This is a genomic window from Gordonia sp. ABSL11-1 (genome assembly GCF_030315685.1).
Lineage (GTDB): Bacteria > Actinomycetota > Actinomycetes > Mycobacteriales > Mycobacteriaceae > Gordonia.
On the sequence record NZ_JASXSI010000002.1, the window covers coordinates 260,498 to 283,820 of the forward strand.

Here is a 23,323-nt window from a genome sequence, read left to right on the forward strand (position 1 = left end):
CGGCCGCGAGCCCGCCGACGGTTGTGCACAGTCGCGATGTGATCCACAGATGTCGGCGTCCGGGGTGATCCGGGCCGCAACGGTCGTGTGTCGCGGTGATGCTGATGGGCATGAGCGACAACGTCTCCCGGCCGGTGCTGCCGGATCCGCCCTCCCGTCCGAGTGCCGCCGACATCGGGCGCATCGGTGAGGACATCGCAGCCGATCACCTCCGCGGTCTCGGTTGGGCCGTGCTGGATCGTAACTGGCGCAACCGTTTCGGTGAACTCGACCTCATCGCCGCGGATGCGACGGTGTTGGTCGTGGTGGAGGTGAAAACGCGGGCGTCGCGTGTCTTCGGCGACCCGGTCGCGGCGGTCACCCCGGAGAAGCTGGCCCGGATGCGTCGGCTGATCCGGCAGTGGCTGGCCGACAACCGCGACCGATGGTGGGTCGCCATCCGTTTCGATGTGGTGTCGGTGCAACTGGATTCGCGGGATCCGTGCGCGACCGAGCGTGCCGTTGTGCGGCACCATCGGGGTGTGTTCGCGTGAGCGGTCAGCGCGCGGCCACCGGGCTCGGTCGTGCTCACTCTGTCGGTCTGAACGCGTTCTCCGCCAAGGAGATCGAGATCCAGGCGAACGTCGGGCAGGGGCTACCGGCGTTCACGGTGGCCGGCAAGGTCGACGCATCGCTGCGTGAGGCGCGTGACCGGGTGCGGGCGGCCATCACCAACAGCGGGCTGACGTTCCCGGATCTGAAGGTGACGGTGTCGTTGGCGCCCGCGGACCTCCCGAAGTCGGGCTCGTCGTTCGATCTCGGTATGGCGCTGGCGATCCTGGCGGCGACCGATCAGGCACAGGTGGGTCGGATGCACCGCACGGTGTTCCTCGGTGAACTCGGGCTCGACGGAGTCCTTCGTCCGGTGCGGGGAGTGTTGCCTGCGCTCAAATGTGCACGCGATCGTGGATACACCCATGCGGTCGTCCCGATGCCGAACGTCGCGGAAGCGACGTTGGTGGCGGATCTCGACGTCGGCGGGGCACACACCCTCGCAGAGGTGGTGCGCTGGTTGGACGGGGATCATGTGCTCGACACGGTGAGTGGTGACGAGGTGCCACCGCCTCCGCCCCAGGTGGCGGACATGGCAGATGTCGCCGGTCAGGCGGAGGCGCGTCACGCGCTCGAGATCGCGGCCGCCGGAGCGCATCACGTGTTGATGACCGGACCGCCGGGAATCGGCAAGACGATGTTGGCCCGTCGGTTGCCGGGCATCCTGCCGCCACTCGGCCCGGAGGAGTCGCTGGAGGTGACCGCGATCCACAGTATCGCCGGGACCCTGCGCACCGGACACCCGCTGATGACCGAGGCGCCCTTCATCGCACCGCATCACAGCACGTCGGTGACCGCGCTCCTGGGCGGAGGCACCGGGCTCGCCCGCCCCGGTGCGGTCAGTCGTGCACATCGCGGCATCCTGTTCCTCGACGAGTGCGCCGAGATGGGACCGAAGGTCCTCGACTCGCTCCGCCAGCCGCTCGAGGAGGGGGAGGTGCGGGTGTCGCGGCGCGACGGCGTGGCCACCTATCCGGCCCGGTTCCAACTGATCATGGCGGCAAACCCGTGTCCGTGCGCCCCCGCTCACGACATCGACTGCATCTGTTCCGCGGTGGCACGCCGCCGATATCTCGGGAAGCTGTCGGGCCCGCTGATGGACCGCGTCGACATCCGTGTCCGGATGGATCCGCCGGGGAACACAGCGCTGATGAACGGCGTGGAGGAGTCGAGCGCGGTGATGCGTGATCGGGTGGGTGCCGCACGGGCGGCCGCCGTCGAACGATGGCGCGACCACGGCTGGCTCACGAACGCCGAGGTGCCGGGTTCGGCCTTGCGTCAGCGTTTTCGGCTCAGCCCGTCCGCGCTGCGGCCGGTCGAGCTGTTCCTCCGGGACGGTCGGGTCACCGCACGTGGTGCGGACCGCGCGATCAGGCTCGCGTGGACCCTCGCCGACCTCACGGGGCGTGATCGGCCGGAGGAGGCCGATGTGGCCGAGGCGCTGCTCTACCGGGACAGAGGTGCGCGGTGACAGCGGGTGAGGTCGGCGACGACCGCCGCCGTGCCTGGGCGTACTTGTCCCGGGTGGCCGAATCACCCTGTTCCGCAGTCGAACTGCTCGTCGACGCCGTCGGCCCGGAGGAGGCTGCGGCAGCCATCCGCGCCCGATCGGTGCCGACAGGCCACGAGCAGGCCCTCGCGGTGACCACCGCGCGGGCGGCGACCGACACATCGGCGGCCGATCTCGATGTCGCCGACCGAGTGGGCGGGCGGCTGGTCACCCGCGACGACGACGAGTGGCCGGGCTGGCCGCTGATGGTGTTGGCGCAGTCCGACACCGCGGCCCGCGGGGGCGAGCCGCTGGCCCTGTGGGTACGCGGACCGCGACGCGTCGACGAGATGGCCACCACCGGGGTCGCACTGGTCGGCTCCCGGGCGGCGTCCGGATACGGCGAGCAGGTCGCGTCGAACCTGGCCTCCGGTCTGGCGCTCGAGAACTGGACCGTGACATCGGGCGGGGCGTATGGAATCGACGGCGTGGCCCATCGGGCCGCTCTCGCGGCAGGTGGTGCGACGATGGCGGTGATGGCATGCGGCATCGACCGCGACTATCCGGCCGGACACGCCCGGCTGCTCGCCGAGATCGCCGAGCACGGTCTGATCGTGACGGAGTACCCACCGGGGACGACGGCGGCCAAACATCGCTTCCTGACCCGAAATCGGTTGGTGGCCGCGATGTCGGACGCGGTCGTCGTCGTCGAGGCCGGGCGACGATCCGGTGCCGCGAACACCGCGGCATGGGCGCGCAAGCTCGGGCGTCCCCTCGGCGCTGTGCCGGGGCCGGTGACGTCGGCGACCTCGGTCGGCTGTCACCGGATGATCGCCGACGACCTCGCGGTGCTCGTGACGGACACGCGGTCGGTGATCGCGCTGGCCGCACCGGATGGCGGCGGCGACATCGGCCGCGGCCGCACACGGACGACTGATTCGCTGACCGCAGAGCAGAAGCGGGTCCACGACGCACTGCCGGGACGCGGATCGGTGACGATCGAGGAGATCGCGTTCTCTGCGGGCCTCGACATCCCCACCGTTCGCACGGCTCTCGCGTGCATGGACGTGTCCGGCCATGTCGCATGTGTCGACGGGATGTGGCGATTGCCGTGATGGCTGTTCGTCTTCTGCGGTGGCCGTGTCGCGCATAGGCTCGTCCGATGAGAATCCTTCTTGTCGGTGCCGGCGGCGTCGGTGATGCGATCGCCAAGATCGCGGCGCGACGACAGTTCTTCGAGCACATGGTCGTCTGCGACTACGACCCTGCGCGCGCCGAACGCACGGTCGCCGCGATCGTCGATGCCCTCGGTGCCGACGCGGGCGCGAGATTCAGCGCCGCCGCGATCGACGCCGGCGATGCCGACGCGGTGTTGCAGGCGGTCCGCGATCACGCCGCCACGCACGTGATGAACGCGGTGGAGCCGAGATTCGTCCCGACGGTGTTCGCCGGCGCGTTCGCCGGTGGTGCGGACTATCTCGACATGGCGATGAGCCTGTCACAACGACACCCCACCGATCCGTACACCGAGACCGGCGTCAAGCTCGGCGACGAGCAGTTCGCGATGAGCGCCCGGTGGGAAGACGCGGGACGACTCGCACTCGTCGGGATGGGCGTGGAACCGGGCCTGTCGGACGTCTTCGCCCGGTACGCCTGCGACAACCTGTTCGACGACGTCGACGAGCTCGGCACACGCGACGGCGCAAACCTGGTGGTGCGCAACGAGAACGGCGAGGAGATCTTCGCACCCTCGTTCAGCATCTGGACCACGATCGAGGAGTGTCTGAATCCTCCGGTGATCTGGGAGCGGGACCGCGGCTTCTTCACCACGCCGCCGTTCTCCGAGCCCGAGGTGTTCGAGTTCCCTGAGGGGATCGGTCCCGTCGAGTGCGTCAACGTCGAGCACGAGGAGGTGCTGTTGATGCCGCGGTGGTGTCGGGCCCGCCGGGTCACGTTCAAATACGGGCTGGGAGAGGAGTTCATAGGTGTGCTCCGCATGCTGAACACGCTGGGACTCGACTCGACGGAACCGCTGACCGTACGGTCTGCCGACGGCCCGGTGCGTGTGGCGCCCCGCGACGTGGTCGCCGCCGCGTTGCCCGACCCGGCCACGATCGGCCCGATCATGACCGGCAAGACCTGTGCCGGACTCGCGGTGACGGGGGCCAAAGACGGCAGGCCCCGGCGCGTGTACCTCTATCACGTCAGCGACAACGAGTGGACGATGCGCAACTACGGGACGCAATGTGTGGTCTGGCAGACCGCACTCGGTCCGGTCATCGCGCTCGAACTCCTCGCCGCCGGTGTGTGGAGCGCAACCGGGGTCCTCGGGCCGGAGGCGTTCGCGTCGGAACCGTTCCTCGAACTGATGGCGGCCGACGAGTCCGACGGCGGCTACGGCCAGCCATGGGGACTACGGGAGGACGAGCCGCACTGAATCGGCGGTCGCGGATGGACGACCGGTCTGCCGGCGGCGATCAGCGCCGCGTCAGCAGATCGATGAACAGTCGCTTGTCGCTCTCGTTCGCGGGACCGCGTGCCGAGTGCAGATACCCGATCCCTGCGTACAGCAGGGTCGTCGCCCGCGCGTGTGCCTCGAGTTCGTCGAAGCCCAGATCACGCATCGCCGCGAGCGCCACCGCGAAGACCTGCTCGTCGAGTGCGGCGACGGTGGCCGCGATCGACTCATCCGTCTCCGCCCACTTGCGCACCGCGGACTCGACCGTCCAGCGTCGAGGGTCGGACACGAGGACCACCATCGCCTCGATGCGTTCGGCCGGGGGACGGGACGCGAGGTCGGCCAGGGTCCGACGCGCCGACTCCTCGACTCGTCGGCAGTGTTCCGCGAGGGCCGACATCAACGCCGCGATGTCCGTGAAGTGCCAGTAGAAGCTTCCCTTGGTGACGCCGAGCCGGTCGCAGAGCCGCGAGATCTTGATCCCGCCGACGCCCTCGCTCACCAGCACCTGCATGGCGGCCTCGAGCCAGTCATCGACGGTGAGGCGAGAGCCCCGTCGGGATGACGTGTCCGGCATGGTTGACCTCGAATGATGTGGACGACAGTGATGACGATTCAGCGAACTGAAGACCGAGTTTAGATGACTCCTACAACAGGTGTGGTAATCAGGGCGTTCTTAGGTTTACCTAACGAGGCGTACTGTGGTGTCCGAGAGGAGGCTTCATGGCCAAGACACTGACCGCGCTGACCGTGCTGAGGCGCGAACAGCTGAGCCCGCATTTCGTCCGCCTGTTCCTCGGCGGCGACGGCTTCGGCGACTTCACCCCGGCTGGCGATGCCGGCGGGTGGGATACAGACATGTACATCAAACTCGCCTTCGGTCCCGATGGTGCCCCGTACGCCGGGGCCGATTTCGACCGTAGGCAGATCGCGCAGCTCCCGCCAGAGAGTCAGCCGGTCCTGCGGACGTACACGGTCCGGTCGGTCGACGTCGACCGACGGGAGATCGCGGTGGATTTCGTGGTGCACGGTGACGAGGGCATCGCCGGGCCCTGGGCGGCGTCGGTCGAGCCGGGTACCGCGGTGCGTTTCCTCGGTCCGGGCAGCGGATACCGGCCGAACCCGGTTGCACCGTGGCATCTGTTCGCCGCGGACGAGGCGGGGCTTCCCGCCGTCGCGGCGGCGCTGGAGGCACTCCCGGCCGACGCCGTCGCCAAGGTGTTCCTGGAGGTGGCCGGGCCCGAGGACGAGTTGCCGCTGACCGCGCCCACCGGCGCGGACATCACGTGGGTGCACCGCGGCGGACCGGCCGGTGAGGTGGGCGACGACATCGCCGGCGACAACTCTCCGCTCATCGCGGCCGTGCGCGGAGCGGAGTGGCTCGACGGTGAACCGCACGTGTTCATCCACGGCGAGGCGCAGGCCGTCATGCACAACCTCCGTGGATATGTCCGCAAGGAACGTGGTGTCGGAGCGAAGAGCGCCTCGATATCCGGGTACTGGCGTCGTGGAAGGACCGAAGAGGGGTTCCGCCAATGGAAATCCGACCTCCGGGCGGCCGAGGAGTCGGCGGGCGTCTCCGCGTAGTCGGTCGATGTCATCCTCGGACGGAGGGGAATCCCCGCCCACCGACCTCACCGACAGGAGACACCACGATTCGACAACGACCCGCGTGGCTGATTGCGCATGCGGGCGTCGGCGGCTTGGGTCGACGACATGACCGACGTTGCCGGACGAGCCGAGTCCGGCGTCCTTGCCGATTACGCGGACTTCCTGCGCCTCGAGAAGGGGCACAGCGTGCACACCGTGCGCGCGTATCTCGGTGACGTCCGGGGCCTGGTCTCGTATGCCGGAGCGCGCGGTGTGGTCGTCGGCGACATCGACCTGCCACTCCTGCGGTCGTGGCTGGCCGATCACACGCGGCGCGGGGCTGCCCGCACGTCGATCGCACGTCAGGTGTCGTCGGCGAAGTCGTTCTGCGCCTGGGCGGTCCGCGATGGTCTGATGGGCACGGACCCGTCGGCGCGTCTGCAGGCGCCCCGGGCGCACCGCACCCTGCCCGCCGTGCTCGCTCCGGAGCAGGTGGTGGCCGCCGTCGGGGCCGCTGCCGGCGTGTCCGAGGTCGACGACCACCCCGACGACGACCACCCCGACGACCCGCTCGCGCTGCGTGACCGGCTGATCGTCGAACTGCTCTATGCCAGCGGCATCCGCGTCGGCGAACTCTGTGGACTCGACCTCCGCGACATCGACGTCGACCGCCGCGTGCTGCGTGTCATCGGCAAGGGGGACAAGCAGCGCACCGTGCCGTATGGCCGACCAGCGGCGCAGGCGCTCCGGCGGTGGTTGAGCGATGGGCGCCCGGCGCTGGCCACCGACCGTTCGGGGGAGGCACTGCTGCTCGGCGCCAGGGGTGGACGACTCGATCAGCGGATGGCCCGCAGCGTCGTTCACCGGGCGGTCGAGGCCGCGGGCGGTCCGGCGATGGGGCCCCATGGTCTGCGGCACAGTGCGGCCACCCACCTCCTCGAGGGAGGTGCCGACCTGCGGATCGTGCAGGAGATGCTCGGACATTCCTCGTTGGCGACGACGCAGCTCTACACCCATGTCAGCGTGGAGCGCCTGCGGGCCGTGCATCGGCAGGCGCACCCCCGGGCCTGACCGGTTCGACCGGTTTGAGTCGCACCCGGACCGCGCCGAGCAGTGCGAGAGGGTTCAGGTAGACGGCTGCCCGTCCGCGTCCACGACGCGCACCCCAGTGCAGGCATGCCGTGGCCCGACACCCCTCGTGCCCGGAAACCACCGTCCCGATCGCGTCACCACGACGCACCGCGGCACCCGTTCGCACCGTCGGCTCGACCGGCTCGTAGGTGGTGATCAGATCGGCGGCGTGCCGTATCGAGACCAGGGGGCGGCCGGCGACCGTACCGGAGAACTGCACCCGACCCGCGCCGGCCGCGTACACCACGGTCCCGGGTGATGCCGACAGGTCGACCCCGCGGTGCCCCGGCTGCCACCGCTGCTCGGGGAGATCGAATCCGCGGACGACGGAGGAGGGGCGCGGGACTGGCAGACGGAACCGCGAGGGCTCGCCGACGGCGACTGCCGGCACCGCCCACACCAGGAGTGCCACCACCGACAACTCGGCGATCGCGCAGAGCATGCGCCGCACGATGACGACGTGGGCCGGTCGATCCGGAGTGGGGGTCATATCCATCAGACGCACGAGCGCGCCGATCGGATCCATCGGATCGGTGGATCGGCGTGTCCCCGCGGAGACAGGCCGCCGATTGCCGTCCCGACGGCCTTTTGGTTTTCCGCAGGTGACCGGCGTAAACTCGCTTCCGCACCTCGTCGACTTCGATGGGGTGACTTCGCGCGCCTGCACAGCGACGCCGTTCCCACCTGGTGAGAGCGGAATCCACACCCGTGGCGGGCGGTCCCGGACACCCGGGTCCGTCACGGAGCAGACGCCAGGATCGGCACCGCCGGTGTCGATGTCAACTGCACACACGAAGGAACTACGACATGGCAGTCGTGACCATGAAGCAGCTGCTGGACAGCGGCGCACACTTCGGGCATCAGACCCGCCGTTGGAACCCGAAGATGAAGCGATTCATCTTCACCGACCGCAACGGCATCTACATCATCGACCTGCAGCAGACGCTGACCTACATCGACAAGGCATACGAGTTCGTCAAGGAGACCGTCGCCCACGGCGGCACCATCCTGTTCGTCGGCACCAAGAAGCAGGCCCAGGAATCCATCGCCGCAGAGGCCACCCGCGTGGGCATGCCCTACGTGAACCAGCGCTGGCTCGGCGGCATGCTCACCAACTTCTCGACCGTCCACAAGCGCCTGCAGCGCATGAAGGAACTCGAGACCATGGAGCAGACCGGTGGCTTCGAGGGTCGCACCAAGAAGGAAATCCTCATGCTCACGCGTGAGAAGAACAAGCTCGAGCGCACCCTCGGTGGTATCCGGGATATGGCCAAGGTGCCGTCTGCTGTTTGGGTGGTGGACACCAACAAGGAGCACATTGCTGTCGGTGAGGCACGCAAGCTCAACATCCCGGTCATCGCGATCCTCGACACCAACTGCGATCCCGATCTCGTCGACTACCCGATCCCGGGCAACGACGATGCCATCCGCAGCGCCGCGCTGCTGACCCGCGTGGTGGCCTCGGCCGTCGCCGAGGGCGTGCAGGCACGGGCCGGCCAGTCGTCGGACGACTCCAAGCCGGAGGCGGGCGGCGGCGAGCCGCTGGCCGAGTGGGAGCAGGAGCTGCTCACCCAGGCCACCGCGCCCGCGGGTGGCGAGGCCGGCACCGCGCCGGCCGCGCAGTAGTCGGCTCGGATCACCTCACCCGGTTGGAGATGCCGGACGGGGCGACCCGTCCGGCATCGACATCGACACACTCTCTCTAAGGAGGCTCGCCAACGATGGCGAACTACACCGCAGCCGATGTGAAGCGTCTCCGCGAGCTCACCGGCTCAGGAATGCTGGACTGCAAGAACGCCCTCGCCAACAACGACGGTGACTTCGACAAGGCCGTCGAGGAACTGCGTATCAAGGGTGCCAAGGATGTCGGCAAGCGCGCCGAGCGCTCGACCGCCGAAGGCCTGGTGGCCGCCAAGGACGGCGCCCTCGTGGAAATCAACTCGGAGACCGACTTCGTCGCCAAGAACGCCGAGTTCCAGGAACTGGCCGACAAGATCGTCGACGCCGCCGCGGCAGCGAAGACCAACGACATCGAGGCATTGAAGGCCGCTCCGCTCGGTGATGGCACCGTCGACGAGGCCGTGCAGGCGCTGTCGGCGAAGATCGGCGAGAAGCTCGAACTGCGTCGCGTCGCCTACTTCGACGGGCCGGTCGCGGTCTACCTGCACAAGCGCGCGTCTGATCTTCCTCCGGCCGTCGGCGTGCTGGTGTCCTATGCCGGTGACGGCGAGGCGGCCGCCGAGGCCGCCCGCGGCGCTGCCATGCAGGTCGCCGCGCTGAAGGCGAAGTACGCGACCCGCGACGAGGTGCCCGCCGACGTCGTCGAGAACGAGCGTCGCATCGCCGAGCAGACCGCGAAGGAAGAGGGCAAGCCGGAGCAGGCACTGCCGAAGATCGTGGAAGGCCGTGTCAACGGCTTCTACAAGGACGTCGTGCTGCTCGATCAGCCGTCGGTGCAGGACTCCAAGAAGACCGTGAAGGCTCTTCTCGACGAGGCCGGCGCGACCGTCAAGGGCTTCGAGCGCTTCGAGGTCGGTCAGTCCTGATCTGCTGACCACACCACCGACGACCCCGTCTCACCGTTTTGGTGAGGCGGGGTCGTTCGTTGTCGGCCCGGCTTCGTTCGCCCAGCGCCACCGACAATCCATCGCCACCGACAACCCAGCGCCAACGACAGCCCGGCGATGACCAGGCACATCCCGGACAAGACCCAGAGGGTGACCTGGAACGCACCGACGAAGGTCCACGCGGCCACCGAGCGGGCGGCCGACCGCAGGTCATCGGAGGCCGCACGCGCGATGTCCGCGGCCATCCCGCCGTCGGCGGTCCCGTCGGCGGCGCACCCGGGGGCCGGCCGGTCGGGATGCGCCGAGGTCAGCTGGCCGGTCGCGCAGTCCGCGAACCGGTCGGCAACGGCACCGCGGAACAGCGGATCGACGGTGCTGTCGTCGAGGTTCCCCGACAACTCGGCGCGAACAGCCGGGACCGCCGACTGCGCTTGTGTCGCGACCTGACCGAAGAAGAACAGTGTCACGACAGCGAGGCCGAGGGATGCCCCGATATGCTGGACGGTGGGTACACAGCCGGACGCGGATCCGATGTTCGACGGCTCGGTGTCCGAGAGGATCGCCGTCTGCAGCGGCGCGACGAACAGCCCCGTGCCGACACCTCCGACGATGAGCGGTGCGATCACCGCGGGCACCGACAGCGAGACCGAGGACGAATCCAGCGTCCACGCCAGCCACGCCAGACCGACGGCGAGGACGACGCCACCGGTACACAGGGTGACGGCGGCGCCGACGCGCGTCACCACCAGGGGCGACATGAGCGAGCCCGCGGCTCCACCGACCGCGAAGGGCAGCGCCAGCAGTCCCGTCGTGAGGGCCGAGTAGCCGAGCCCGAACTGGACCGAGACCGACACCGTGAAGAAGAACCCGGCGAAGACGCTGAAGAAGAGCAAGGACAGGGTCAGACCGATGGAGAAGCGGCGCGACCTGAACAGATCCACCCGGAGGAGCGGGATTCCGCCGTGATGCAGGGTCCAGCGCTCGACGACCACGAAGGCCGCCAGCAGCACCGCCGCCGACGCCATCATCACCCACAGGTGGGCCGGCCAGCCCTCCTCGCGGCCGACGGCCAGCGGGTAGAGCAGGAGGAACAGACCCGCAGTCGACAACACGACTCCAGGACCGTCGAGCCGGGTCCGCGTCGCCTGCCTCAGCTGTGGAAGCCGATGCCGGGCCAGCACACACGCGGCCAGACCCATCGGCACATTCACGAAGAAGATGGTGCGCCAGCCCCAGCCGAACACGTCCGACGTGACCAGCACACCCCCGACGACCGGCCCGAGCATGGCGGCGAGACCGGCGACGGCGCCATAGATGCCGAACACCAGACCGTGGCGTGCTTTCGGGAAGAGCGCGGCGATCAGCGCGAGCGTCTGCGCCGACATCATCGCCGCACTGACGCCCTGCGCGCCACGACAGACGATGAGTTCGAGCGGCGTCTGGGCGAGGCCACACAGCACGGAAGTGACGGTGAACGCGACGACGGAAGCGATGAACACCCGCCGCCGCCCCAGACGCCCACCGACGATGGCGGCGGTGAGCAGCGTGCAGGCGAACGCCAGGGTGTACACCGTCAGCACGAACAACTGCTGCGATGTCGACGCCGCGAGGTCGACCGTGAGATCCGGCAGGGCGATGTTCACGATCGTCGTGTCCAGCATCTGCATGAACACACCGAGCAGGCACCCCGCCAGCGCGACCCAGGCTGCGCGGTCGGTCACCTCGGGTTCGCCCACCGCACCCGACGGCGCGCGATCGGCGTCCGCGGTCACGTCAGGACTGCGATGACGGGATCGTAATCACCTTGGCTGGCAACTGCTTCCATGATGCCGATGAACTTCTCGGTGTATTCACGCACTGAGTCGGTGGCGATCGCGGTGTCGGGGTAGAGGAAGGTCATCGACGTGGCGTCCTGGAAGCGGTTGATCCAGATGAACACCTCCTCGCTGCTCCCGCGATTGCCGTACAGACAGCCGTTGATCGCGTCGAACATCTCCACCCCGGGCAGCTTCCGGACGTCGATGTAGGAGATCATCGGTACCGACCAGCCCGGTGCCACGCTGATCCCGTCGCCGGGTCGGACGAGTTCCAGCACGCGATGGAAGGACACCTCGGTGAGTTCCTTGCCGACGTCGTAGCTCCGGGCCGCTGCGGCGGCCACGTCGGTGAACCGGGCGTCGCGCCCGACGGTCAGCGGGACGGGGATCAGGCTGGTGAACCAGCCGACGGAATTCAGCTCGGGACCTGCCTGCCGGGTGCTCTTCGGGGTCATCCCGAGATACTCGGAGTCGCCGGTGAACTCGAGGTAGGCCAGCGCCGCGACCGCCATCAGGCCGGCGGTGACATTGGCACCGTTGTCGCGGCACACGCTCTCGAAACGTTGTGCGGCAGCCTCATCGAAAACGGTCGTCGTCAGATGCGCACTGCGCGTGTGGGTGTCGGAATCCTCCTTGCCCAGGGGCAGTGGGAATCGGGGGAGTCGGCCGCCCTGGCCCCGGACCAAGTCGATCCATCGCTGCACATGTGGTGAGTCCCAGGACAACTCGCGGGAGATGGTGCGTTCGCGATCGCAGTACTCGAGATAGCTGCCGACCGGTGACACCGGGGTGTCCATGCCGAACGCGGCATTCATGTACAGGGTCATCAGGTCCACGCAGGTGATGGCCTGCGAGATGCCATCGGTGTTGAGGTGATCGACCGCGCAGTAGACGGTGAAGCCGCCGTCCCACTCGATCGCCCCGAACGTGAAGCAGTCCCACTGCGACGGTCCCGGTGTCTGCGCCTGGACATGGTCGCGGATCTGCCCTGACGTGGTGAACTCGCCGTGTTCGGTGAACACCAGGTCGATGTCCTGGGGATCGAACGCCCGGCGCACGACGCATCCGTCGTCCTCGAAGGAGAACCAGGTCGAGAACGTGTCATGACGGCGGAGGAACGCGGTCAACGCGGTGGTCAGGGCGGTCGGGTCGAGGGGCGCCTGGATGTCGAAGGCGATCAGGCACAGGCGCGAGAAGCGGAATCCCGCGGACTCGTTGCGTCGCGCGGCACGCAGATACTCCTCCTGCTGGTGCGACGGCGGCACCGGATGAACAGTGGCCTGCGCGGCTGCGGCGAGGGCCGACGGTGCGGCGGTCCAACTGGTGAGCCGCCCCGGACGGGGCTGCCACTCGTCGATGAGTCCGAAACTGACCATGGTTCTCCCTCGAAATCTCTGGTCTCGGACGTGGAACCCCCCGACTGGCCACCGCGTCATGTGTGCGAAGTTGCGCAACGAGATGGACACCTACCGTTCCGTCCCCCTGTCCGATACGGAAGCTGCCATGGAAATCGTTGTCCGTCAACCTCTTTAGTTGGACAATGGTCCCACTTGTGACGTGCGCGGTTCGCTGGACAGTGCGGCATGACGTCGGGCACACTCCCTTGCGTCGGGGGTGGAGATCGTGCTGTGCATCCGGTGCAGCGCTGTGCGCATGTGGCTACAGGGGTGGGCATGCCTGGAATGACACCGTCGACACGGTCGACATCATCATCATCATCATCATCGTCGACGTCGGTCGCGTGGGTATCGACGTCGACGGGCGCGATACGGCGATCGGCGCTGGTCGCGGTGCTCATGGCCGGGATCGGGATGGTCTGCTCGCTCGTCCCGGCCCTGTCGGCGGCGGCGCCGGCAGGGGCCACGATCGTGTCTGAGCACGTCCGGCCGTCGCGGGAGATCGACCTGTCGGTGAAGTCCTTCGCCATGCGAAACACCGTGACGGTCAAGGTGATCCCGGCCAAGGGTGTCGGTCCGGCGCCGACCCTGTACCTGCTCAACGGGGCGGCCGGAGGCGAGGGCGGCAGCAGTTGGTTCGACAAGACCGACATCCGCTCGTTCTTCGCCGATCAGCACGTCAACGTCGTCGTTCCGATGGGCGGCGCGGCAAGCTATTTCACCGACTGGCGTCACACGGACCCGAAACTGGGTCGGCAGAAATGGGCGACGTTCCTGACCCGGGAACTCCCGGCGACGATCGACGAGCGGTTCGACGGCAACGGGCGCAACGCGATTGCGGGGATCTCGATGGCCGGCACCTCGGTGTTCCAGTTGTCACTGCACGCGCCCCGGCTCTACCGAGCGCTCGGTTCGTTCAGTGGATGCGCACAGACCAGTGACCCGACAGGTCTGGCCGTGGTGCGGATGGTGGTCGAGGGCCGGGGTGGCGGCAACACCCTCAACATGTGGGGGCCGCCCGGTGACCCGCTGTGGCGGGACAACGATCCCTATCTCCACGTCGACAGTTTCCGCGGCAAGTCGATCTATGTCTCCAATGGCTCGGGCACACCCGGGCGCTACGACACGATCGACGGACCGGGTATCGGCGGCAACGGCAGCAAGCTGTTCGATCAGGTCGCCGTCGGTGCGGTCATCGAGACGGCGACCGCGGAGTGCACACGTAACCTCCAGCGGCGGATGGCCGAGCGCGGCGTACCGGCGACGTTCCACCTCTACGACGGCGGCACCCACTCATGGCCCTACTGGCAGGACGAACTGCACCGGGCGTGGCCGCAGTTCCGGGCGGCGTTGGCATCGTGACCACCGATCCGCGCGAGGAGATGACCATCGCATCGATGGAGGGGTCGGCGACTTGGCTGGAGACCAACACCTGGGAGCGGCCGCGGTGGACGGTCGCCGACGTCCTCGCGCGCAAAGGGGACCGCACGATCTCGGTGGTCCTGCCCGCGCTCGACGAGGAGGCGACCGTGGGCTCGGTCGTCGAGAGCATCCGCCCGCTGGTGGGGAACCTCGTCGACGAACTCGTCGTGGTCGATTCCGGGTCCGCCGACGACACGATCACAAGCGCCACCGGGGCCGGGGCCCGGGTGGAGACCCGGGAGTCCGCGTTGCCCGGCGTCCCGGTCGTCCGGGAAAAGGTGAGGTCCTGTGGCGCTCGCTGGCGGCGACGACGGGTGACATCGTCGTCTTCGTCGACAGCGACGTCGTCGACGCCGATCCCCTCTACGTGCCGCGTCTCGTCGCGCCGCTCCTCACTGTGCCGGAGTTGCACCTGGTCAAGGGCTACTACCGTCGGCCGCTGGTCGCGGCCGGTGGCGTCGACCCAGCGGGTGGGGGACGGGTGACCGAGTTGGTGGTCTGACCACTCGTCGCGGCCCTGGCCCCTCAGCTGTCGGCCATCATCCAGCCGTTGGCGGGCGAGTACGCCGGAACCCGAGAACTGTTGACGTCGATCCCGTTCGCCGCGGGATACGGGGTGGAGATCGGCATCGTGCTCGACACGCTCGAACGGCACGGGATCGACGCGATCGGCCAGGTCGACCTCGGCACCCGGATACACCGCAACCGGCCGCTGCACGAGCTCGGGCCGATGGCGCGGCAGATCGTCGCGACACTGCTGGGACGCCTCGGCCTCGACGACTCGGGAAGTCCCCTCACCCAGTTCGTCATGGACGACGACGGCGGTCACAGCCTGCGTCGTCGCTATCCGGTCCTCGACGACCGTCCGCCGATGTCGACGGTTCTCGCGGCGGCGGTGGGCAGCTCCGCGATCTGACGGTGGCAGGCGTCTCCCCGGCGCGACAATGGCCAGGTCGGGGTCGGTGCACCTACTCCCGACGACCCGCGTGCGGAGCATGTCCGGTGTGTCGGTCCGGGTGGGACGTACGATGTTCACCGAACCGACCAGTGAGGAAGTAGATGAGCGCATCCCCGGATCCCCGAGAGTCCGAGCGTCACGGCTACACCCGTGTTCTCCTGAAGCTCGGCGGTGAGATGTTCGGTGGTGGGGGGGTCGGACTCGACCCCGATGTCGTGGCGACGGTGGCCGATCAGATCGCCGATGTCGTCGGATCCGGTGTCCAGGTCGCCGTCGTGATCGGCGGCGGGAACTTCTTCCGTGGTGCCGAGCTGCAGCAGCGGGGACTCGACCGGTCGCGGTCGGATTACATGGGCATGCTCGGAACGGTGATGAATTGCCTTGCCCTGCAGGACTTCCTGGAGAAGCGCGGGGTCAGCACGCGAGTCCAGACGGCCATCACGATGGGGCAGGTGGCCGAACCCTATCTCCCGCTGCGGGCACAGCGCCATCTGGAGAAGGGGCGTGTCGTCATCTTCGGTGCGGGGATGGGGATGCCGTACTTCTCCACCGACACCACCGCCGCGCAGCGAGCCCTCGAGATCAAGGCCGAGGTCGTGCTCATGGCCAAGGCCGTCGACGGGGTATACGACGCGGATCCCCGAGTGGAACCGAACGCCACGCTGTTCCGCGAGATCACGCATCGCCAGGTGCTCGACAAGGAACTGAAGGTCGCCGACGCCACCGCCTTCAGCCTGTGTATGGACAACAAAATGCCGATCCTGGTGTTCAATCTGCTGGAAGAGGGCAACATTGCCCGAGCGGTCGCGGGCGAACGGATCGGCACCCTCGTCTCCACCTGACCGCTGCAGGAGAACCGACCGATGAACCCCATACGAGAAGAAGTAGGACGACGATGATCGACGATGCGCTGCTGGACGCCGAGGAGAAGATGGAGAAGGCGGTCGGTGTCGCCAAGGACGACATGGGATCGATCCGGACGGGCCGCGCGAACCCCGCCATGTTCAACAAGGTGACGATCGACTATTACGGTGCCCTCACCCCGATCACGCAGGTCGCCGGGATCACGACGCCCGAGGCTCGCCTCGTCGTGATCAAGCCGTACGAGGCGTCATCACTGCGCGACATCGAGACCGCGATCCGCAACTCCGATCTCGGCGTCAACCCGACCAACGACGGTTCCATCATCCGGGTGGCCATCCCTCAGCTCACCGAAGATCGCCGCAAGGAACTCGTCAAGCAGGCGAAGGGCAAGGGCGAGGACGCCAAGGTCGCGATCCGCAACGTGCGCCGCAAGGCCGTCGACGAGCTCAAGCGGATCCAGAAGGACGGCGAGGCGGGCGAGGACGAGGTGTCGCGCGCGGAGAAGGAACTCGACAAGACCACGGCCGGCTATGTCGCGCAGGTCGACGACCTGGTCAAGCACAAAGAGAACGAATTGCTCGAAGTGTGAGCGTCGATCCGACCCGATCGCCCACGCCCGAACCGATGGCCACCGACGCGTCCGCCCCCGAGCCGGCCGACTCCTCCGCCGGTGCCGGGGCGCCCGAGAACGGGGACAAGAAGTCCCGCGCCGGTCGTAACCTGCCGGCCGCCATCGGAGTCGGGGTGTCGCTCGGGGTCTCGATCATCCTCATCCTGCTGTTCGCACCGAAGATCTGGTACGGCGTGGTCGCCGTGGCGTTCGCCATCGCGACGTGGGAGGTCGCCAAACGTCTGCGTGACGGCGGGTATCAGGTGGCCTTCTGGCCGTTGCTGATCGGCGGCCAGGCCATCATCTGGTCCGGCTGGCCCTGGGGGCAGACCGGGGTACTGACCGCGTTCGCGGGCACCGTGTTGGTGGTGATGGTGTGGATGCTGTTGGCCCAGGGCATCAGCCGGGCGCCGGAGCACTATCTGCCGAATCTGGCCGCGAGCGTCTTCGTGCTCTCGTGGCTGCCGTTGCTCGCGTCGTTCGGCGCCCACATGGTCGTCCAGGACCACGGCGCCGCCCGGGTGGCCACCCTGATGGTGGTCGTGGTCTGCTCCGATGTCGGCGGCTATGCGGCCGGGGTGCTGTTCGGCAAACACCCGATGGCGCCCGCGATCAGCCCGAAGAAATCCTGGGAGGGACTCGTCGGCTCGCTCGTCGTCGGCACCACGGGCGCGGTGCTGTGCGGGATCTTCCTGCTCGACGCCCACTGGTGGGTGGGCGCGATCCTCGGGCCGGTGCTCGTGGTGTGCGCTACGCTCGGCGATCTCGTCGAATCGCAGGTGAAGCGGGACCTGGGGATCAAGGACATGGGAACCCTACTGCCCGGGCACGGGGGGATCATGGACCGCCTCGACTCACTCCTGCCGTCGGCGTTCATCGTGTGGGCGGTCCTGACGGCTCTCCTGTAGAGCCGTTTTACTTCTTGGCCTTGCGCAACGCCCGGCTCATCTGCACCATCCGGACACCTCCGGCGAGCGCGACGATCAGTGCGCCGGCGATGGCTGCGATGAGAAGGCTCACACCGAGCGGCAGATTGACCTCCCAGAAGAGCAGCTCGATCCGCTGGGACTCCATGTTCTGCAAGATGAACACAAGCAACAAGATCGTGATGATCGCGCCGATGACGAGGCCGAAGAACGTCGCCCGGGCTCTGGTGTGCTCGACTTTCTTCACCTGGGTGCGCAACTTGTCGCGTTCGGCGAGGAGTGCCTGGTGTTCTGGATCCGTCGGATCGCCCGCGCCCGCCTCGGTCGGCTCGATCGGTTCGAACTCCGGCTGGTGCGGATCTGGTGTCGTCATGCACCTATCATGACATGCGACAATGTCATCATGTCGTCACTGCCGCTCGTGTTCGACGCTCCCAAGCGGGGGCGTCCGCCGACCCATTTCGCCGACCTCGACGCCGAGGGACGCGTGAGCGCGCTCGCCGACCTGGGACTCCCGAAGTTCCGGGCGAATCAGCTCGCCCGCCAGTACTTCGGTCGGCTCACCGGCGACGTCGACGAGATGACCGACCTGCCGTCGTCGGCGCGCGATGCCGTCGGCGCGAAGCTGTTCCCGTCACTGCTCACCCCGGTCCGACACATCGCGTGCGACGACGGTGACACCCGCAAGACCCTGTGGCGCCTGCACGACGGCACGCTCCTCGAGAGCGTGCTCATGCGCTACAGCGATCGCAACACCCTCTGCATCTCCAGCCAGGCCGGCTGCGGCATGGCGTGCCCGTTCTGCGCCACCGGGCAGGGGGGACTGGACCGCAATCTCTCGGCGGCCGAGATCATCGATCAGGTCAGGGCCGCCGCCCGCGCGTTGCGCGACGGCGAGTTCGGTGAGCCCGGCCGGTTGTCGAACGTCGTGTTCATGGGGATGGGGGAGCCGCTCGCCAACTACCAGCGGGTGGTCAGCGCAGTCCGGCAGATCATTTCGCCGGTGCCGGACGGGCTGGGCATCTCCGCCCGGTCGGTCACCGTCTCCACGGTGGGGCTGGCACCGTCGATCCGGCGCCTCGCGGACGAAGGCCTCTCGGTCACGCTGGCGGTGTCGCTGCACACCCCCGACGACGAACTCCGCGACACGCTGGTGCCGGTGAACAACCGGTGGTCGGTCGCCGAGGTGCTCGAGGCCGCGCGCTACTACGCCGACACCACCGGACGGCGGGTGTCCATCGAGTACGCCCTCATCCGTGACGTCAACGATCAGCCGTGGCGTGCGGATCTGCTGGGGCAGAAGCTGCATCGTGCGCTCGGCTCGCTGGTCCACGTCAACCTGATCCCGCTCAACCCGACACCCGGCTCAGAATGGGACGCCAGTCCCAAACCGGTGGAGCGGGAGTTCGTCCGTCGGGTCCGCGAACAGGGTGTGTCGTGCACCGTCCGCGACACCCGCGGACAGGAGATCGCCGCCGCGTGCGGTCAGTTGGCAGCCGAGGAAGGGTGAGGTGCCGCCGCGGTGACACCAATCCGTGGCCGGTGATGACCGGCGATCGTCACCTGCGGCGGGGCCGGTCAGTTCTTCCAGCGACCGCGTTTGTCCCAGATGGGCTTGAGCAGGAAATACGCGAGGACGGCGGCGAAGGCGGCGAGCCAGATGTCCTCGACGTGGCCGCGGTGGTTACCGATGAACATCGCGAGGAGCGCGATCACGCAGAACCAGCCGGCGATCATGAAAGACTTGCGGGCCCGACCGTGCCATCCGAACCGAGCCGACGGCGCGTCGGCGGGCTCGCGAACCCAACCGGTGTCGACCTGCTCAACCTCGGTGCTTGCCACGGTGGCTCCTCACTGCGCGGCCAGAGTCCCGACCCGGCGGGCCGGAAGTCTGACGATCGGTAGTAGTTCTCGAACAGCATAGCGGTAGGGTCCCGCCGACGGCGCGTTGCCACCACGCGTCCGACGGCGTTCGGTGACAGAATGCGGCCATGTCCGAGATCGCCCACCGAACGCTGGCCGACTACCGCTCCGAACACTATCCCCGCGACATGGTCGGATACGGTGCGACTCCACCGGATCCGCGATGGCCGGGTGGGGCGAAGATCGCCCTGCAGTTCGTCCTCAACTACGAGGAGGGGTCGGAGAACAACGTCCTCGAAAACGATCGCGGCAGCGAGACCTTCCTGTCGGAGATGATCGGCGCACAGTCCTTCCCGAACCGGCACATGAGCATGGAATCGCTCTACGAGTACGGATCCCGGGCGGGTGTGTGGCGCATCGTGCGCACCTTCTCGCGCCGTGGACTGCCGCTGACCGTGTTCGCCGTGGCCCAGGCGATGGCCCGTAATGCCGACGTCGCCGCGGCCTTCATCGAGCGCGGCGACGAGATCGCGTGCCACGGATACCGTTGGCTCAGTTACCAACTCGTCGACTCCGCGGTCGAGCGCGAGCACATGGCGGCTGCGGTCGACCTGCTCACCGAGATCACCGGTTCGGCGCCGCTGGGCTGGTACACCGGACGCGACTCACCCAGCACCCGGCGCCTCGTCGTCGAGCACGGGGGGTTCACGTACGACTCCGACTCGTACGCGGACGATCTGCCGTACTGGGTGGAGGTCCCGCGCGGCGAGGACGTCGTCGACCATCTGGTCGTGCCCTACACGCTCGACACCAATGACATGCGGTTCGCCTCGCCGGGCGGGTTCCCGTCCGGCGAGCAGTTCTTCGCGCATCTGCGGGACGCGTTCGACGTCCTCTACCGTGAGGGTGCCGAGGGCTCACCGAAGATGCTGTCGGTCGGGCTGCACTGTCGCCTGGTGGGTCGGCCCGCCCGGCTGGCCGCGCTCGAACGCTTCCTGGATCACGTGCAGTCGCACGACGACGTCTGGGTGACCCGTCGCATCGACATCGCCGACCACTGGCGCGCGGTCCACCCGCCGCGATAGTCACCACCGGGTGGCCCTCGCCGGCGTCGCCGGTGCGGCCCGGTCCGCGGGTTTGGGTGTGCCCGTCGCAGGCGCGACAATGGCCGGGTGACGACACGCGTACTCATCCTCGGATCGACGGGATCGATCGGCGTCCAGGCCCTCGAGGTCATCGCGGAACACCCGGACCGCTTCCAGGTGGTGGGTCTCGGTGCGGGCGGCGGCAACCTCCGGCTGTTGCGCGAGCAGGCTGCGGCGTTCCGCATCGGCGCGGAGGCGCTGGCCGTCGCCGATGTCGCAGCCGCGCAGACCCTGTCCGGGGACCTCGGCGCGAGCGTGCTGGGTGGACCGGATGCGATGTGTGACCTGATCGACGCGGTCGACACCGATGTGGTCCTCAACGCCGTGGTCGGGTCCATCGGGCTGCGCCCGAGTCTCGCGGCGCTGCGGTCGGGTGCCCGGCTGGCGCTCGCCAACAAGGAGTCGCTGGTCGCCGGCGGCTCCCTCGTCCTCGACGCCGCGGCGCCGGGTCAGATCGTCCCGGTCGACTCCGAACACTCGGCGATCGCCCAGTGCCTGCGCGGCGGGACGGCCGACGAGGTGGACCGGTTGATCCTGACGGCGTCCGGCGGCCCCTTCCGCGGGTGGACGGCCGACGCCCTCGCCGACGTCACCCCCGAGCAGGCCGGACGGCACCCCACGTGGTCGATGGGTCCGATGATCACCCTGAACTCGGCGACGCTGGTCAACAAGGCACTCGAGGTCATCGAGGCGCACCTGCTCTTCGGCGTCGACTACGACCGGATCGACGTGACCGTGCATCCGCAGTCGATCGTGCACTCGATGGTGACCTTCGTCGACGGCGCGACGATCGCGAAGGCGTCGCCGCCGTCGATGAAACTGCCGATCGCCGTCGCACTGGGATGGCCGGACCGTGTCCCGGGTTCCTCGAGCGCCTGCGACTTCTCGACGGCATCGTCGTGGACGTTCGAACCGGTGGACCACATCGTCTTCCCGGCGATCGATGTCGCCCGTGAGGCCGGGAAGACGGGCGGGTCACTCACCGCGGTCTACAACGCCGCCAACGAGGCGGCCGCCGAGGGCTTCTTCGCCGGCGCGATCAGATTTCCGCGGATCGTCGAGATCATCCGTGAGGTGCTCGTCGAGGCCGATCAGTGGCGTGCCACGCCAGGTACTGTGGAGGAGGTCTTGGCTGCTGATCAGTGGGCACGCGATCATGCTGCGCGTCTGGTCAAGACATATGCGGATGGAGTGAGTCAGTGAGTTTTGCGCTCGGCGTGGCGCTGTTCGCCGCGGCGCTGTTGTTGTCGGTGGCGTTGCACGAATGCGGCCACATGTGGGCGGCCCAGGCGACCGGCATGAAGGTGCGACGCTACTTCGTCGGCTTCGGACCGACCGTCTGGTCGACCCGGCGCGGCGAGACCGAGTACGGGGTCAAGGCATTGCCCCTCGGCGGCTTCTGCGACATCGCCGGCATGACCCCCTACGACGAGATCTCCGACGAGGATCGCCCACGGGCGATGTACCTGCAGAAGCCGTGGAAGCGACTGGTCGTGCTGTTCGCCGGCCCCGCGCAGAACTTCATCCTCGGATTCGTACTGGTGGTCATCGTCGGTGCGATCTTGGGGCTGCCCAACATCAGCAACGACCCGGTTCCGGCCACCGTGTCGAAGGTCGATTGCGTGCCGGGGAGTACGACGTATTTCACCGACAAGGCTCCGCAGTCGACGCCGTGCACGGCGGCCGCCGGCCCGGCTCAGATCGCCGGACTGCAGGCCGGCGACACGATCGTCGCCGTCAACGGGGAGTCGGTGTCGGACTACTCGCAGGTTTCCGAGAAGATCGCGGACTCGACCGGTCCGGTTGCGCTCACCGTCGACCGCGACGGTACGCAGCGCGAGTTCACGATCACACCGCAACCATCGAAGGTGACCGCTCCGACGCGTGACGGTGGCACCGAGACCCAGCAGACCCGCAAGGTCGGCATCGAGTTCAGCCCACCGCCGTCGATCAACCACTACGACGGTCTCGCAGTGATCCCGGGGTCGTTCTCGTTCACCGGCGACCTGTTCGTGGCGACCTGGGATGCGTTGTTGTCGCTCCCGACGAAGGTCAGCGCACTGTGGACCGCGGTCACCGGGGGAGAACGCGCAGCCGACACCCCCGTCAGTGTCTATGGCGCGTCGGTGATGGGCGGCAAGGCCGTGGAACGCGGCGCGTGGGACACCTTCCTGCTGCTGCTTATCAGCATCAACTTCTTCCTGGGCCTCTTCAATCTCGTCCCGCTATTACCGTTGGATGGTGGGCACATGGCCATCGTCGGGTACGAGAAGGCCCGCAACACGGTGCGCGGATGGTTCGGTCGCGCCGCCGGCGGACCTGTCGACTACCTGAAGCTCATGCCGATCACCTACGCGGTGGTGATCATCATGGGGGGCTTCATGGTCCTGACCGTCACCGCCGACATCATCAACCCGATCCAGCTCTTCCAGTGACCGGCCCCGATCGTCCGGACGGCGCGAGGCGACCGGACACGTCGACACACCACAGCCCTT

Annotated in this window: 22 protein-coding genes and 1 pseudogene; 17 read left to right on the forward strand and 6 right to left on the reverse strand. The window is 68.0% G+C overall.

Annotation, left to right across the window (positions count from 1 at the left end):
- Positions 1-110 precede the first annotated feature (110 nt).
- Genes QSJ19_RS03865 through QSJ19_RS03880 form a run of 4 tightly spaced genes read left to right on the forward strand, consistent with a single transcriptional unit; the run spans position 111 to position 4,517 of the window.
- Positions 111-533, forward strand: coding sequence for a YraN family protein (locus QSJ19_RS03865; protein ID WP_286318395.1), 423 nt, complete (start codon positions 111-113; stop codon positions 531-533).
- Complete coding sequence (locus QSJ19_RS03870; protein WP_286318396.1) at positions 530-2,062, forward strand: YifB family Mg chelatase-like AAA ATPase; 1,533 nt, start codon at positions 530-532, stop codon at positions 2,060-2,062. The genes QSJ19_RS03865 and QSJ19_RS03870 overlap by 4 nt, the downstream gene beginning before the upstream one ends.
- On the forward strand, positions 2,059-3,195 hold the full coding sequence (gene dprA / locus QSJ19_RS03875; RefSeq protein WP_286318397.1) for a DNA-processing protein DprA: 1,137 nt from the start codon (positions 2,059-2,061) through the stop codon (positions 3,193-3,195). The genes QSJ19_RS03870 and dprA overlap by 4 nt, the downstream gene beginning before the upstream one ends.
- Positions 3,196-3,242: 47 nt before the next feature.
- Positions 3,243-4,517 (forward strand): saccharopine dehydrogenase family protein, encoded by a 1,275-nt coding sequence (locus QSJ19_RS03880; protein WP_286318398.1) that lies wholly within the window; start codon positions 3,243-3,245, stop codon positions 4,515-4,517.
- Between the two features lie 40 nt (positions 4,518-4,557).
- Here the strand turns inward: QSJ19_RS03880 and QSJ19_RS03885 are convergent, their stop codons facing one another.
- On the reverse strand, positions 4,558-5,115 hold the full coding sequence (locus QSJ19_RS03885; protein WP_286318400.1) for a TetR/AcrR family transcriptional regulator: 558 nt from the start codon (positions 5,113-5,115) through the stop codon (positions 4,558-4,560).
- Positions 5,116-5,261: 146 nt separating this feature from the next.
- Between QSJ19_RS03885 and QSJ19_RS03890 the strand changes: the two genes are divergently transcribed.
- Together QSJ19_RS03890 and QSJ19_RS03895 are read left to right on the forward strand one after the other, a co-directional pair.
- Entirely contained in the window at positions 5,262-6,125 is an 864-nt protein-coding gene (locus QSJ19_RS03890) for a siderophore-interacting protein (RefSeq protein WP_286318402.1), read from the forward strand.
- 129 nt (positions 6,126-6,254) lie between these two features.
- Entirely contained in the window at positions 6,255-7,199 is a 945-nt protein-coding gene (locus QSJ19_RS03895) for a tyrosine recombinase XerC (protein WP_286318404.1), read from the forward strand.
- Here the strand turns inward: QSJ19_RS03895 and QSJ19_RS03900 are convergent.
- A complete protein-coding gene (locus tag QSJ19_RS03900) occupies positions 7,147-7,701 on the reverse strand; it encodes a M23 family metallopeptidase (RefSeq protein ID WP_286318531.1) in 555 nt (184 codons plus the stop codon). The genes QSJ19_RS03895 and QSJ19_RS03900 overlap by 53 nt on opposite strands.
- Before the next feature lie 365 nt (positions 7,702-8,066).
- Between QSJ19_RS03900 and rpsB the strand changes: the two genes are divergently transcribed.
- Both rpsB and tsf read left to right on the forward strand, forming a co-directional pair.
- On the forward strand, positions 8,067-8,885 hold the full coding sequence (rpsB, locus tag QSJ19_RS03905) for a 30S ribosomal protein S2 (protein WP_286318406.1): 819 nt from the start codon (positions 8,067-8,069) through the stop codon (positions 8,883-8,885).
- Positions 8,886-8,980: 95 nt separating this feature from the next.
- The gene (tsf, locus tag QSJ19_RS03910) at positions 8,981-9,805 is read left to right on the forward strand and encodes a translation elongation factor Ts (protein ID WP_286318408.1); all 825 of its coding nucleotides are present in this window, start codon (positions 8,981-8,983) and stop codon (positions 9,803-9,805) included.
- Here tsf and QSJ19_RS03915 read toward each other — a convergent pair.
- A complete protein-coding gene (locus tag QSJ19_RS03915) occupies positions 9,796-11,598 on the reverse strand; it encodes an MFS transporter (protein ID WP_286318410.1) in 1,803 nt (600 codons plus the stop codon). The genes tsf and QSJ19_RS03915 overlap by 10 nt on opposite strands.
- A complete protein-coding gene (locus tag QSJ19_RS03920; RefSeq protein ID WP_286318412.1) occupies positions 11,595-13,019 on the reverse strand; it encodes a condensation domain-containing protein in 1,425 nt (474 codons plus the stop codon). The genes QSJ19_RS03915 and QSJ19_RS03920 overlap by 4 nt, the downstream gene beginning before the upstream one ends.
- A gap of 420 nt (positions 13,020-13,439) precedes the next feature.
- On the opposite strand from QSJ19_RS03920, the gene QSJ19_RS03925 reads away from it, so the two are divergent.
- The 5 genes and pseudogenes from QSJ19_RS03925 to QSJ19_RS03945 all read left to right on the forward strand — a co-directional run bounded on the left by QSJ19_RS03925 (position 13,440) and on the right by QSJ19_RS03945 (position 17,802).
- Positions 13,440-14,402 carry an alpha/beta hydrolase gene (locus QSJ19_RS03925; protein WP_502876092.1) on the forward strand — a complete coding sequence of 321 codons (963 nt, stop codon included), beginning with the start codon at positions 13,440-13,442 and terminating at the stop codon, positions 14,400-14,402.
- Between the two features lie 20 nt (positions 14,403-14,422).
- Positions 14,423-15,378, forward strand: a pseudogene (locus tag QSJ19_RS03930) (glucosyl-3-phosphoglycerate synthase).
- 143 nt (positions 15,379-15,521) lie between these two features.
- Positions 15,522-16,262 carry a UMP kinase gene (gene pyrH, locus QSJ19_RS03935; protein ID WP_286318414.1) on the forward strand — a complete coding sequence of 247 codons (741 nt, stop codon included), beginning with the start codon at positions 15,522-15,524 and terminating at the stop codon, positions 16,260-16,262.
- Between the two features lie 53 nt (positions 16,263-16,315).
- Positions 16,316-16,873 (forward strand): ribosome recycling factor, encoded by a 558-nt coding sequence (frr, locus tag QSJ19_RS03940; RefSeq protein WP_286318415.1) that lies wholly within the window; start codon positions 16,316-16,318, stop codon positions 16,871-16,873.
- 35 nt (positions 16,874-16,908) lie between these two features.
- The gene (locus QSJ19_RS03945; RefSeq protein WP_286318417.1) at positions 16,909-17,802 is read left to right on the forward strand and encodes a phosphatidate cytidylyltransferase; all 894 of its coding nucleotides are present in this window, start codon (positions 16,909-16,911) and stop codon (positions 17,800-17,802) included.
- A 7-nt stretch (positions 17,803-17,809) separates the two neighbouring features.
- Here QSJ19_RS03945 and QSJ19_RS03950 read toward each other — a convergent pair whose 3' ends face one another.
- The gene (locus QSJ19_RS03950) at positions 17,810-18,193 is read right to left on the reverse strand and encodes a LapA family protein (RefSeq protein ID WP_286318418.1); all 384 of its coding nucleotides are present in this window, start codon (positions 18,191-18,193) and stop codon (positions 17,810-17,812) included.
- A 30-nt stretch (positions 18,194-18,223) separates the two neighbouring features.
- Here QSJ19_RS03950 and rlmN point away from each other — a divergent pair, with 30 nt between their 5' ends.
- Positions 18,224-19,330 (forward strand): dual-specificity RNA methyltransferase RlmN, encoded by a 1,107-nt coding sequence (gene rlmN / locus QSJ19_RS03955; protein WP_286318420.1) that lies wholly within the window; start codon positions 18,224-18,226, stop codon positions 19,328-19,330.
- 68 nt (positions 19,331-19,398) lie between these two features.
- Here the strand turns inward: rlmN and QSJ19_RS03960 are convergent, their stop codons facing one another.
- Complete coding sequence (locus QSJ19_RS03960; protein WP_286318422.1) at positions 19,399-19,662, reverse strand: DUF2631 domain-containing protein; 264 nt, start codon at positions 19,660-19,662, stop codon at positions 19,399-19,401.
- 149 nt (positions 19,663-19,811) lie between these two features.
- Here QSJ19_RS03960 and puuE point away from each other — a divergent pair, with 149 nt between their 5' ends.
- The 3 genes from puuE to QSJ19_RS03975 all read left to right on the forward strand — a co-directional run bounded on the left by puuE (position 19,812) and on the right by QSJ19_RS03975 (position 23,263).
- Positions 19,812-20,768, forward strand: coding sequence for an allantoinase PuuE (gene puuE / locus QSJ19_RS03965; protein ID WP_286318424.1), 957 nt, complete (start codon positions 19,812-19,814; stop codon positions 20,766-20,768).
- A gap of 87 nt (positions 20,769-20,855) precedes the next feature.
- Positions 20,856-22,031, forward strand: a complete 1,176-nt coding sequence (gene dxr, locus QSJ19_RS03970; protein WP_286318425.1) for a 1-deoxy-D-xylulose-5-phosphate reductoisomerase — start codon at positions 20,856-20,858, stop codon at positions 22,029-22,031.
- The gene (locus QSJ19_RS03975; protein WP_286318427.1) at positions 22,028-23,263 is read left to right on the forward strand and encodes a M50 family metallopeptidase; all 1,236 of its coding nucleotides are present in this window, start codon (positions 22,028-22,030) and stop codon (positions 23,261-23,263) included. The genes dxr and QSJ19_RS03975 overlap by 4 nt, the downstream gene beginning before the upstream one ends.
- Positions 23,264-23,323 lie beyond the last annotated feature (60 nt).

Bases quoted from the DNA above. Each gene is read 5' to 3' on its own strand.
- QSJ19_RS03865 (WP_286318395.1), top strand. From the start codon at position 111: ATGAGCGACAACGTCTCCCGGCCGGTGCTGCCGGATCCGCCCTCCCGT.
- QSJ19_RS03880 (WP_286318398.1), top strand. From the start codon at position 3,243: ATGAGAATCCTTCTTGTCGGTGCCGGCGGCGTCGGTGATGCGATCGCC.
- QSJ19_RS03885 (WP_286318400.1), bottom strand. From the start codon at position 5,115: ATGCCGGACACGTCATCCCGACGGGGCTCTCGCCTCACCGTCGATGAC.
- QSJ19_RS03890 (WP_286318402.1), top strand. From the start codon at position 5,262: ATGGCCAAGACACTGACCGCGCTGACCGTGCTGAGGCGCGAACAGCTG.
- QSJ19_RS03895 (WP_286318404.1), top strand. From the start codon at position 6,255: ATGACCGACGTTGCCGGACGAGCCGAGTCCGGCGTCCTTGCCGATTAC.
- QSJ19_RS03900 (WP_286318531.1), bottom strand. From the start codon at position 7,701: ATGCTCTGCGCGATCGCCGAGTTGTCGGTGGTGGCACTCCTGGTGTGG.
- rpsB (WP_286318406.1), top strand. From the start codon at position 8,067: ATGGCAGTCGTGACCATGAAGCAGCTGCTGGACAGCGGCGCACACTTC.
- tsf (WP_286318408.1), top strand. From the start codon at position 8,981: ATGGCGAACTACACCGCAGCCGATGTGAAGCGTCTCCGCGAGCTCACC.
- QSJ19_RS03920 (WP_286318412.1), bottom strand. From the start codon at position 13,019: ATGGTCAGTTTCGGACTCATCGACGAGTGGCAGCCCCGTCCGGGGCGG.
- QSJ19_RS03925 (WP_502876092.1), top strand. From the start codon at position 13,440: ATGGCCGGGATCGGGATGGTCTGCTCGCTCGTCCCGGCCCTGTCGGCG.
- pyrH (WP_286318414.1), top strand. From the start codon at position 15,522: ATGAGCGCATCCCCGGATCCCCGAGAGTCCGAGCGTCACGGCTACACC.
- frr (WP_286318415.1), top strand. From the start codon at position 16,316: ATGATCGACGATGCGCTGCTGGACGCCGAGGAGAAGATGGAGAAGGCG.
- QSJ19_RS03945 (WP_286318417.1), top strand. From the start codon at position 16,909: ATGGCCACCGACGCGTCCGCCCCCGAGCCGGCCGACTCCTCCGCCGGT.
- QSJ19_RS03950 (WP_286318418.1), bottom strand. From the start codon at position 18,193: ATGACGACACCAGATCCGCACCAGCCGGAGTTCGAACCGATCGAGCCG.
- rlmN (WP_286318420.1), top strand. From the start codon at position 18,224: ATGTCGTCACTGCCGCTCGTGTTCGACGCTCCCAAGCGGGGGCGTCCG.
- puuE (WP_286318424.1), top strand. From the start codon at position 19,812: ATGTCCGAGATCGCCCACCGAACGCTGGCCGACTACCGCTCCGAACAC.